Below are 11,482 nucleotides of genomic sequence, written 5' to 3' on the forward strand. Positions count from 1 at the left end.
ATTGTTGAAGGCGGCATTGGGTGCGGGGGTGGTGCTTATTCTGGCGGCGCTGGCCAAGACCAAGAACTACTACATTGCAGGGTTGGTGCCGCTGTTTCCGACGTTCGCGTTGATTGCGCATTACATTGTCGGCAAGGGTCGGTCGGTGGAGGATCTGAAGACCACGATCGTGTTCGGGATGTGGTCGATCATTCCGTACTTTGTGTACCTGGCGACGTTGTATGTGATGGTTGACCGGATGCGTCTGGAGGCTTCGCTGGCGGTGGCGGCGGTAGCGTGGTTGATGGCGGCTACGATTTTGGTCAGCGTGTGGGTTCGCATGCACGCCTGACATGTGGAGCCGAATGAGTGTGTTTGTCCATTTTTTAGGTAACGGCCGCTATTGGTTCCGCTCTTACAGCGGCTCACTTTTGAAGAGCGCAAAAGTAAGCAAAACGCTCTTGCCCCACCACTCGGCACCTCGCTTAGGCTCGGTGTGCCCTCACTCCGGCTTTGGACCGTGGGCCGCCGTCATGGGCCATCCTTGGCCCAGGACGGCTAACCCGGCGTCCTGCCGGGTTACCCACGCTCCAAAGCCTGCGTTCGGCCAGCGTGGTTTAACGGGGCGCCTAAGATCAAGATCAAAAGCAGATCAACAGCACAGCGGCCTACTGGCCGGCTTGAGTGTTGAAGAGCAAAAGCCAAATCAAAATCTAAAGCGGGCACGGTCCAAATGTGGGAGCGGGCTTGCTCGCGAAGGTCGTTAACGATGACGCGGGCATTCTGAATGAACGCGGCGCTCTCAGGTTTTTCGCGAGCAAGCCCGCTCCCACAGAAAAGCAGATCTGTTTTCGCTCTGGTTTTTGCTTTTGCTTTTAACACTCAAGCCGGCCGGGAGGCCGCTGTGCTTTTGCTTTTGATCTTAGGCACCCCGTCAACCACGATGGCCGGAGTGCGGGCATGCCGAGCCTAAGCGAGGCACCGAGTGGTGGGGCAAAGACCTTTTACTTTTGGCTGGGCCGGCATTCCGGGCGTTTGCCAAAAGTGACTCGCTGTAAGAGCGGAACCATAAGTCGCCGTTACCTAAATAACGGATATGCCCCCAAGCAACCGCTCAGCGCCCCCTAGCGAACAATCTTGTCCACCTGAATCCCCAGCTTCTTCAACCGATACCAAAAACTGCGCTCGGAAATCCCGATCTTCTGCGCCGCTGCAGCCTGCACCCCGTTGCTCTCCTGCAACGCAGCCATGATGTAAGCCTTCTCTACCTCAGCCAGCGCCGCATCCAGATCCTGCGGCACACCCGGCCCGTTGCTGAGTATTGCGCCCACCCCATCCTCAGCAGGCGTCGAAGCAAACAGATACGCCGGCAAATCAATATCCTCGATCACCGGCGTCGCCGCGACAATGGTCGCCCGCTCCACACAGTTCTGCAGCTCACGAATATTGCCCGGCCAGGAATACGCCGCCATGGCCTGCAACGCCTCGGGGCTGAAACCGGTGATGCGTTTGCCCGCCGTGGCACTCAAGGTCTGGGCAAAGTGCCGGGCCAGCGGCGCGATATCTTCCACCCGCTCACGCAAGGCCGGCAGCGGAATCGGAAATACGTTCAAGCGGTAGTAAAGGTCTTCACGAAACTCTTTGTTCGCCACCGCATCCAGCAAATTCTTGTTGGTGGCAGCGATCACTCGCACATCCACCTTGCGCTCGCGCGGGTCACCCACCGGCTCGATCACCCGCTCCTGCAAGGCCCGCAGGATTTTCGCCTGCAACGCCAACGGCATGTCACCCACTTCATCGAGAAACAACGTGCCCTTGTCGGCCTGCATGAAGCGCCCGACCCGATCCGCCACGGCGCCAGTGAAGGCGCCCTTGCGGTGGCCGAACATCTCGCTTTCCAGCAAGCCTTCGGGGATTGCCGCGCAGTTGACCGCCACAAACGGCTTGTCGGCGCGGTTGCCGTGTTTGTGGATGGCACGGGCGACCATCTCCTTGCCGGTGCCGCTTTCGCCCGTCAGCAGCACCGTAGCGTTGCTGTCGCGCACCGAGTCCACGGCGTGCAGCACGCGGCGGAACGCCGGGCTGTCACCCACCAGGCTGTCGAACTGCGCATGTTCATCCAACTCGGCACGCATGCGCGCGTTGTCGCGCATGATGTCGCGAAACTGCAGGGCCTTCGCCACCGTGATGTCCAGCTCGTCGATATCGAAGGGCTTGGCGATGTAGTCGTAGGCGCCGTTGCGCATCGACTGCACCGCGTTCTTCACGGTGCTGTAGGCGGTCATCACGATCACCGGCAGTTGCGGGTAGCGCACCTTGATTTCCGCCAGCAGCGCCGGCCCGTCCATGCCGGGCATGCGCCAGTCGCTGATCACCAGGTCGATGTCTTCCTGCTCCAGCACCTTGAGCGCGTGCAGGCCGTTGCCGGCGGTAAACACCTGGATCCCGCTCTGGCTCAAGGCCGACGAAAGCAAGTCACAGAGCTTGGGTTCGTCGTCAACTACCAATACGTTATGCGTCATCACCATCCTCATCATCGCCGTCGTCTGCACCCTGGGCCGGAATGTACAGGCTGAAGGTGGCGCCGGCATCTGTCTCGCTGACACATTCGATGCTGCCGTCATGACTTTCCATGATCGAGAACACTTTGGCCAGACCCAAGCCCGTGCCCGAGGCCTTGGTGGTGACGAATGGTGTGAAGATCCGCTCGATCATGTCCGGCGCAATGCCCTCGCCGGTATCGCCGATGCTGATCACCGTGTTGCCGCCCACGCTGTGGATGCCCAGGGTCAGGCGCCCGCCTCCGGGCATGGCGTCGATGGCGTTGAGAATCAGGTTCAGGCACGCCTGCTTGAGCTGCTTGGCATCGGCATAAATCGTCGCGCCGGGAGCCGCATCATCAATTTGCGCGTCGATGTTATGGGTCGCAAGCTCAGGCCCGCAGAAGCCGAGGATCTCCTCCACCACCGGGCGTGCCGCCTGCACAGTGCGCAGCGGTGCACTGGGTTTGGCGAAGTCGAGGAATTCGGTGATCAGGTCGTTGATCCGGCTGACTTCGCTGATCACGTATTCGAGGTGACGCTTGTCGGTTTCCGGCAAATCGGCGCGGCGGTGCAGCAACTGGGTGGCCGTCTTGATAATGCCCAGCGGGTTGCGAATTTCGTGGGCCAGGCCCATCGCGACTTCGCCCAGTGCATGCAGGCGGTCGCGGCGGCGCAGTTGCGCTTCCAGGTGATGCAACTCACCGAGGCGCTCGGTCATGTGGTTGAAGGTGCTGCTCAGTTGCGCCAGCTCGTCGCCGCCGCTGACCGCCACACGATGCTGATAGTTACCCGAGATCACCGCGCTGACGCCTTCGGACAGATCCCGCAATGGCCGGGTCAGGCGCTGGGACACCAGCATGCCCGCACCAAGGGACAACGCCGAGCTGAGCAGGAAGATCAACACGAACAGATTGCTCTGGTTCACCAGGCCCACCAGGCTGGTATGGCGCAGCAAGCCACTGAAGATCACCCCTTGCAGCTCGCCGGCATCGTTGAAGATCGGCCAGTACAAACCGCTGTAGTTGTTGGTGAACTGTTCGCTGGGCTGCTTGGTGCTGCGCAGCGCAGATTCGATACTCGAAGGAATCCGCGCGGGGTGATCGACAAAGCGCTGGGTGGAGAAAATCTCCGAAAACCCGCTGGGGTTGGCCAGGTACAAGCGCAGGTCGAGGGAATGCACATCGGCCACGCTGGTCAGGAAACTGCTGTCCAGATAAGTGGCCACCAGCAGTTGATAATCGACGCCGTCCTCGCTGGTCTCGAAGGTGGACACCACAACCCCGGTGGTCACGCCACCCACTTCGACCGTCTGCAACACCGCATTACTGGCCAGGTTGATTTGCTTGACGATGTCGTCGGCGGCGGTGGTAAACACGATTTTGTGGTCACTGCTGCGGATCAGCGCGACCACGTCGATGTCGGTGGCGGCGGCAATATCAGCGGTCAGCTTGTCGTGTTTCTCGGCCTGGCGCGACGACGGCGGCTTGGTGTAGCGCAGGAACAGTTGGGCGACCCGGGCGTTGTCGTGGAGGATGTCGCCGATCTCGTCCTTGACGATCTTGGTCGACTCCTGCAGCCAGATACGCACGTTACTGTCGAAGATCTGCGACAGCGTCGTCGCGGCCAGCTCCGCCGCGATCATCGTCGGAATTACCGTCACCAGCCAGAACGCCAACACCAGCTTGCGCTGGACGCTCCAACGCGAAATGGCAAAGGGGCGGGCTTTTTGGCGGGTCTTGTTGATCATCAGGTTTCGCTTATCGCAGCAGCCATGGCAGGGTCGGATCGATCCGGTCGGAGAAACACTTTTGCAACGAACAGCGCACGGTTGACCAGCCAGTTACGGTGGCGGAAAAACATGCTGTTGCCCTGGAACTCGCAGCCCAGCAGCAACTTGCTGGCATAGCCGGCCTGACCACATTCATATAACGCAATATCGTTGCGAATACAGTAGTCGATGTTGGTTAACCAACTGCGCACCGCCAGGCTGTATTCGCGACTGTAGTTACTGTCTTCGCCGAAAAACTTGTCAATCAGGCGATCCCGGTTAAGCAGGATCAGGTTGAACGCCACCAGTTGCTCGTCCACCCAATAAAGCACACAGACCGCACGTTCCTGCAGCTGTTCAAGGATACCGGTGAAATAGCCTGCCGGCAGTCGCTCGAACTGCAGGTCGGAGCGTTCCAGGGTGGCCTCATACAGCGCCATGATGCGCGGCAGTACGTCGTCGATGTTGCGTCGCCACTCGACACGCGGCCCCGGCGCACGCAGTTTGCGGCGCAGGTCCTTGCGGGTGGCTTTGTCCAGGGAACCGAGGTAAGCGTCCACTGAACCAAAAGGGATCGGCAACAAGGCCGTTGGCAGGCTGGGCATGCTCTGGAAACCCGCGCCTAGGCAGCTGTTTGACCAGCCTTCGTCCCTGGTCGGTGCATCCTTGACCGCCACCAGCCCGACGCGGAACGTATCGGCATCCTGGCGCGCGGCAGCGAGCAATTGCGCAAGCAGAGCCTCGCGCCCTGATTCGGCAACGTGGCTGGCGATGCCCGCATTGCACTGCTCCGCCACCGGCGAGCCGATGGCATACAGGCCCAACTTCAAAACACCCGGCCACAGTCGCTCCAGGCGCTCGGTAAAGCGCTTGCCTACGCCTGACACGGTGGTGTCCAGGCGATACCGCGTGATGAACGCCGGTGCGACCGCCACCAGCCTTGCATCGTCAAACACCGCGAGGTAGCGCCACTGAAAGTCATCAATAGCGGCGTTTTCCACGGCCACGTAATAGTCCCAATCCTCCAGGGCATCGGGAAAACAGTCGTTCCAGGCACTGCGTTCGATGGCCCGAATGGTCGAAAAGGCTTGGGCGGTGATCACGTCAAATCCTTAGGGTTCAAGCCAGCTGTCGATAATCTTCAGGTGCCTCTGTGGCGTGTGCGTGCTGCCCGACAAACTCGGCACTCAACTCGATCACCCGACGGTATTGCAGGTCGACGGTGATCATGTGGTAGCAGTTGTCCAGCAGGATCTTGGTCACGGGGCCGCCGAGATGGCGTTCCACGTAATCGGCGTTCCAACGGCTGGTTATGTCATCCTCGATGGAATGCAGCACCAGGGCCGGGGTCTTGATCGATGGCATGAGCTTCTTCACCACGGCATTCATCCAGTGCAACTCGCGCACCGTGACGCCCTCCATGGTCAAGAGACCCGCCTCGCTGCTCTCCCCTTCCTTCATCTGCCGCTCGACGATCGCCCGCAGGCGCTCGTTCTTGATGCCGTAGGGCGGCTTTTCAGTAAAGCGGAACAGGCGCACACCGAAGGGAATACGGATCAGCAAGGGCGTGATGAACGCCATCTTGTTGATGCTCCAGCCGTCGTACTTCAACGTCGTGGAGTACATCAGCAAGCCGGCAACCTGGCCGGGGAACTGCGACGCCACGTACATCGACATCACCGCGCCCATCGACAAGCCGCCGACGAATACCTGCTCGTGACGCTGTTTCACCGCGACGAAGGTCTTGCGCACGCCTTCGTACCAGTCCTGCCAGCCGGTGGCTTGCAGGTCGCTGTTGTCCCCGCAGTGGCCGGCCAGGGTCGGCACGTACACCGTGCAGTTACCGACCTTGGCCAACCCCTGGGCCACCCGACGGAGTTCCGTCGGGGTGCCCGTCAGGCCGTGGATCAACAAGATCCCAATCGGACCGCTACCGAGAACGAAGCCGGCATCACCTTCACCGAGGTCGATCTCGTGGCTGCTCACCGTTTGGTCGCTCGCACAAGCAGTTGCTCGAGCAGCTTCAGGCCCAGGTCGATTTCCGGGTAGCTGATTTCCAGCGACGGTGCCAGGGTGATCACGTTCTTGTAGTAGCCGCCCACGTCGAGGATCAGGCCGAGTTTCTGACCGTCAACCACCATGTCGCCCTTCATGCCTTCCTCGACCATGTAGTCCAGGGTCGCCTTGTCCGGAGTGAAGCCGTCCGGGCCGCAGATTTCGCAGCGCAGTGCCAGGCCCAGGCCGTCGACGTCGCCGATGATCGGGAAGCGCTTTTGCAGCTCTTGCAGGCCGGCCAGGAAGTATTTGCCCTTGGCCATGACCATCGCGCCGTAGTCGACTTCGCTGGTCATCTTGAACATTTCCAGGCCTACCGCGGTGCCCAACGGGTTGGACGCGAAGGTGGAGTGGGTGGAGCCTGGCGGGAAGATCTTAGGGTTGATCAACTCTTCCTTGGCCCAGATGCCGCCCAGCGGGTTCAGGCCGTTGGTCAATGCCTTGCCGAAGACGATCACGTCCGGCTTGACGTCGAAGTGTTCGATCGACCACAGCTTGCCGGTACGCCAGAAGCCCATCTGGATTTCGTCGACAACCATCAGGATGCCGTGCTGGTCGAGGACCTGCTTGAGCTCGCTGTAGAAGTTCATCGGCGGGATCACGTAGCCGCCGGTGCCCTGGATCGGCTCGACGTAGAAGGCGGCGTATTCGCTCTGGCCGACTTTCGGGTCCCACACACCGTTGTATTCGGTTTCGAACAGACGGGCGAACTGCTGCACGCAGTGGCTTCCGTATTCTTCCTTGGTCATGCCTTTAGGGCCGCGGAAGTGGTACGGGAACGGGATGAAGTTGGCGCGCTCGCCGAAGTGGCCATAGCGACGACGGTAGCGGTAGCTCGAAGTGATCGACGAAGCGCCAAGGGTACGGCCGTGGTAGCCGCCTTCGAAGGCGAACATCAGGCTCTTGCCGTTGGTGGCGTTACGCACCACTTTCAGGGAGTCTTCGATGGACTGCGAACCGCCCACGTTGAAGTGCACACGACCGTCGAGGCCGAATTTTTTCTTGGCGTCGACTGCAATCATTTCCGACAGCTCGATCTTGCCTTTGTGCAGGTACTGGCTGGCGATTTGCGGCAGGGTGTCGATCTGCTGTTTCAGCGCGTTGTTCAGGCGCGGGTTGGCGTAACCGAAGTTAACGGCCGAGTACCACATTTGCAGGTCGAGGTAAGCCTGGTCTTCGGTGTCCCACACGTAGGAGCCTTCGCAGCGGCTGAAAATGCGCGGCGGGTCGATGTAGTGAACGGTGTCGCCGTAGGAGCAGTACTTGGCTTCTTTATCCAGAAGAACCTGGTCTTCTGCGGTAGCGATGCGGATATCAGACATGGTGGAAGAGTTCCTGATTGTCGGAAGAGGTGCTGAAGGAGGTGGCGTTGGCGGCGATGCCCTGAGGCAGCTTGGCCAGCAATGCCGGCAGTTCGGCGAAGGTGTCGAACCGCGCGTAAGGGATGTTGTTGGTTTCGCAGTAGTCGGCCAGGCTGGCCTTGGCGAAGACGAAGTCGGCGGTGGAGGCCACGCACATGTCGGACTTGCCGTCGCCGATCACCAGCACGCGCTTGTTGCGCGGCGTGGACTTGCACTTGCAGTTGCCGGAGGCGGCACGGCAGGCGTCGCTGGCATACGGGAAGTCGATGCGCCAGCTGTTCTGGTCGACCTGGCGCAGGCGGTTGGCGAGGATCGGCAGCAAGGTCACGTAGTTGCGCGACAGAATCCGCGCGATGCCTTGTTCGATGCCATCGCTGACCACTTCAATGGAAGCGCCCAGGCCCATGACGTGGTCGACGAAGTCCGGGAAGTCCGGATCGATCTCGACGCTGTCGAAATACGCCAGCAACTCGGCCGGGGTCGCCTTGATCAGCGCCAGTTGACGGCTCAGGCATTCGCGCGAACCGATGTGCCCATCCAGCCATTCCTGCTCGATGGTTTCCCACTCGGGGCCGGCGAAGCGTTGGAGGACGTTGTCGATGACGTCGGTAGGAGTGATAGTCCCGTCGAAGTCACACACGATATGCCAGTGGATCATCTGCATTTACCTATGAAGTAGGAACGCGCTGTTGCGCTTGCAGGGGATAGAGCATGGAGTGTGCCAAGTGCCACCAACCCCTGTTTTCAAAGGGTTTGGCGGGTATCGGCGTGTGGTTGTGTCGGAACTTGCTACAATTTTTGTAGCTTGCTACAACCTAGATGAGTGCTTGCCTAAGGCAGGGCGTTTGCGCGTTCATGCGCGCATGTTCACAAAAGGAAATGGCTCCATGTTCAGGGTTACTTTTGCTGTATTCACCGGCTTGCTGGGGCTGTGGGGCGTTTGCGGCGCTGCGCTGGCGGACGGAATTACCGGTGAAGCCGGCGCAGGCGTCAGCTATCAGCCCCACGATCCGACGGGCAGCCGCTACGAAACGCGGCCGATCCCGTATTTCGACCTGGATTGGGGGAGTGTCAGCCTGGGTACCGACGATGGGCTGACCTGGAGTGCCCTGAATACCCATGGCTTTACTGCCGGGCCTTACATCAACTACTTGCCGGGGCGGACGGCCAATGGGTCGCTGCGGGGCTTGCGTGATGTTTCGGATATGGCCGAGATCGGCGGCTTCATCCAATACGCTCCGGCTGAGTTCTGGCGGGTGTATGCGCAGGTGGGCCAGGCCGTGGGCGGGGCGCGTGATCAAAGCGGCGTGGTGGGCAAGCTCGGCGGCGAGTTGGGTTATCCGTTGGGGAGCGGCATTATCGGCAGCACCGGCTTGATGGCGCACTTTGCCGATGCCCGCCAGGCGCAGACGTTTTTCGGGGTGGATGCCAATGAGGCTGCGGCCTCGGGGTTTCGGCCGTATAACGCCAGTGCCGGGTTTCAGAACCTGACGTTGACGCAGAGTTTTGAGTTTCCTTTGGATGCGAAGTGGTCGCTGTTGACCAGTGCCAGTTGGATACACCTGGTGGGGTCAGCGGCCAATAGCAGCATCGTCAAGGAGACCGGGGATGTGAATCAGGGGCAGGTGCAGACGGCCATCAGCTATAAGTTTGATTGAAGCAACAGCAAAATCAAAGGCGGGCACGCTCCAAATGTGGGAGCGGGCTTGCTCGCGAAGGTCGTTAACGATGACTCGGGCATCCTGATTCAACGCGGCGCCCTCTGGTTCTTCGCGAGCAAGCCCGCTCCCACATAAAGCGGCTCTGCTTTTGCTTCTAACACTCAGGTCGGCTGCTTTTGATTTTTATCTGACAGCCCCATTCAGCCCTTGGCCTCACTGATAATCTGCCGAATCGCCCCGACAAACGCCTCAGCCGGCTGCCCACCACTCACCGCGTACTGATCGTTGAACACGATGGTAGGCACAGAAGTCACCCCGCGAGACACCCACAACTGCTCCTGCTCCCGCACCTCGGCGGCATATTCGTCCGAAGCCAGAATTTCCTCTGCCCGCACACGGTCCAGCCCAACACCCTCGGCAATCCCCGCCAACGTCCCGTGATCAGACGGATCCTGCTGGTCAGTGAAATACGCCTTGAACAATGCTTCCTTGAGGTTGTACTGCAACCCCTCAAGCCCCGCCCAATGCAACAGGCGATGCGCATCAAACGTGTTGTAGATACGACTCTGCCCGTCCGTACGAAACGCAAACCCCAACTCCGCCCCCATATCACGAATCCGCGCCCGGTTAGCCTGGGACTGCTCAGCCGTGGAACCGTACTTTTCAGTGATGTGCTCGGTAATGTTCTGCCCTTCGGCAGCCATGTTGGGGTTCAGCTCAAACGGCTGGAAATGAATCTCGGCCTGCACCTCCGGACCCAGTTGGTCCAGGGCCTCGGTCAAGCCACGCAGGCCAATGATGCACCAGGGACACGACACGTCGCTGACGAAATCGATTTTCAGGGGAGTACTCATGACTAGGCAACCTCGCTGGCATTAAACGCCGGAAAGGTCCCACGATACACCCCGTCAAGCCCTTACAAAACCTTCGCAGGCACCACCGGGTCGATCTGCGCCCAATGCGCCGCATCCTGCCGATGCGCTTGCAAGTAGGGCAAGACCGCCGCCAGCAACGGCGCCTTGAACGCCTCCTGGAAACGATGGGCCAGCCCCGGAATCAGCCGCAGCTGGCTGCCCTGGATATGCGCCGCCAGGTGCACCCCATGCATCACCGGCAACAACGGATCGGCCGTGCCATGCACCACCAGCGTCGGCACCCGCAGTTGATTGAGCAACGGCACCCGGCTCGGTTCGGCAAGGATCGCCATGATCTGGCGCTTCACACCGTCAGGGTTGAACGCCCGGTCGTACGACTGCGCCGCCTGCTGCAACAGCACCTTGCGGTCATCCTTCACATAAGGACTGCCCAGCGCCGCCAGCAGGTCGGCCTGTTGTTCCAGGGCCACTTCACGATTGGGCGCGCTGCGGCGCGACAACAGTTGCACCAGCGCCGCACTCGGTGCCGGCAGGCCTTCGGCGCCGGAGCTGGTCATGATCAGCGTCAGGCTTTCCACTCGTTGCGGCGCCATGGCCGCCAGGTGCTGGGCGATCATGCCGCCCATGCTCGCGCCCAGCACGTGGAATTGCTGAATGTGCAAGCCGTCCATCAAGCCCAGTGCGTCATCCGCCATGTCGGTCAGGGTGTAGGGCGCCGCCACCGGCAGACCGAGCTTGTAGCGCAGCACTTCAAAAGTCAGGTTGGCGCTGGCCGGTGCCTGGCGCCAGGTGGACAGCCCGACATCACGGTTGTCATAACGAATCACCCGAAAGCCCTGCTCACACAGGGCCACCACCACTTCGTCCGGCCAGTGGATCAACTGCCCGCCCAGGCCCATCACCAGCAGCAAGGCCGGGTCGGAGGCACGACCAATGCTCTGGTAGGCCAGGCTCACCTGTTCCAGATCAACCCGTTCAGTCGGGACATTCACATCACATCGAGAAGCCGCAAAGGACGGCAGGCCGAATAACAGAGCGGCCATGAAAAACAACACGCGCATGAAAAACACCGAAACGCAGAACCCCAGTAGAGCGCGAGTCTGATGAACTTTGTACAAGCGCGCTGCCACAGTTCAGTGACAGTTTGATGAAGGGCGCCCAACGGTCATCCGCGTATCTATCTATCACCTCACGCCCTGGCCCCGCCTTTTTAATGGTGCATTCACCGGCAAGCCCGGTC

At 60.4% G+C, this 11,482-nt stretch carries 10 protein-coding genes; 2 read left to right on the plus strand and 8 right to left on the minus strand.

What is annotated here, in order from left to right:
• The first annotated feature begins 1 nt into the window (after position 1).
• Positions 2-331: a GlpM family protein gene (locus C0058_RS26375; protein WP_174717800.1), complete on the plus strand. Its 330-nt coding sequence runs from the start codon at positions 2-4 to the stop codon at positions 329-331.
• 772 nt (positions 332-1,103) lie between these two features.
• Here the strand turns inward: C0058_RS26375 and C0058_RS26385 are convergent.
• Genes C0058_RS26385 through C0058_RS26410 form a run of 6 tightly spaced genes read right to left on the minus strand, consistent with a single transcriptional unit; the run spans position 1,104 to position 8,364 of the window.
• A complete protein-coding gene (locus C0058_RS26385; protein WP_003216481.1) occupies positions 1,104-2,501 on the minus strand; it encodes a sigma-54 dependent transcriptional regulator in 1,398 nt (465 codons plus the stop codon).
• The gene (locus C0058_RS26390; protein ID WP_102369840.1) at positions 2,491-4,269 is read right to left on the minus strand and encodes a HAMP domain-containing sensor histidine kinase; all 1,779 of its coding nucleotides are present in this window, start codon (positions 4,267-4,269) and stop codon (positions 2,491-2,493) included. Before C0058_RS26390 ends, C0058_RS26385 begins: the two co-directional genes overlap by 11 nt.
• A complete protein-coding gene (locus tag C0058_RS26395; protein ID WP_102369841.1) occupies positions 4,269-5,393 on the minus strand; it encodes a GNAT family N-acetyltransferase in 1,125 nt (374 codons plus the stop codon). Before C0058_RS26395 ends, C0058_RS26390 begins: the two co-directional genes overlap by 1 nt.
• Before the next feature lie 16 nt (positions 5,394-5,409).
• Positions 5,410-6,276 carry a carboxylesterase gene (locus tag C0058_RS26400; RefSeq protein WP_003216475.1) on the minus strand — a complete coding sequence of 289 codons (867 nt, stop codon included), beginning with the start codon at positions 6,274-6,276 and terminating at the stop codon, positions 5,410-5,412.
• On the minus strand, positions 6,273-7,667 hold the full coding sequence (locus C0058_RS26405; RefSeq protein WP_003216473.1) for an aspartate aminotransferase family protein: 1,395 nt from the start codon (positions 7,665-7,667) through the stop codon (positions 6,273-6,275). The genes C0058_RS26400 and C0058_RS26405 overlap by 4 nt, the downstream gene beginning before the upstream one ends.
• Positions 7,660-8,364: an MtnX-like HAD-IB family phosphatase gene (locus C0058_RS26410; RefSeq protein ID WP_008435530.1), complete on the minus strand. Its 705-nt coding sequence runs from the start codon at positions 8,362-8,364 to the stop codon at positions 7,660-7,662. The genes C0058_RS26405 and C0058_RS26410 overlap by 8 nt, the downstream gene beginning before the upstream one ends.
• Before the next feature lie 229 nt (positions 8,365-8,593).
• Here C0058_RS26410 and C0058_RS26415 point away from each other — a divergent pair, with 229 nt between their 5' ends.
• On the plus strand, positions 8,594-9,364 hold the full coding sequence (locus C0058_RS26415) for a MipA/OmpV family protein (RefSeq protein WP_102369842.1): 771 nt from the start codon (positions 8,594-8,596) through the stop codon (positions 9,362-9,364).
• A gap of 203 nt (positions 9,365-9,567) precedes the next feature.
• On the opposite strand, the gene C0058_RS26420 is transcribed toward C0058_RS26415, so the two are convergent.
• Both C0058_RS26420 and C0058_RS26425 read right to left on the minus strand, forming a co-directional pair.
• Positions 9,568-10,221 carry a DsbA family oxidoreductase gene (locus tag C0058_RS26420; RefSeq protein ID WP_003216466.1) on the minus strand — a complete coding sequence of 218 codons (654 nt, stop codon included), beginning with the start codon at positions 10,219-10,221 and terminating at the stop codon, positions 9,568-9,570.
• A 62-nt stretch (positions 10,222-10,283) separates the two neighbouring features.
• On the minus strand, positions 10,284-11,303 hold the full coding sequence (locus tag C0058_RS26425) for an alpha/beta fold hydrolase (protein WP_032899419.1): 1,020 nt from the start codon (positions 11,301-11,303) through the stop codon (positions 10,284-10,286).
• Between the last annotated feature and the right edge of the window lie 179 nt (positions 11,304-11,482).

The organism is Pseudomonas sp. NC02, assembly GCF_002874965.1.
Taxonomy (GTDB): Bacteria; Pseudomonadota; Gammaproteobacteria; order Pseudomonadales; family Pseudomonadaceae; genus Aquipseudomonas.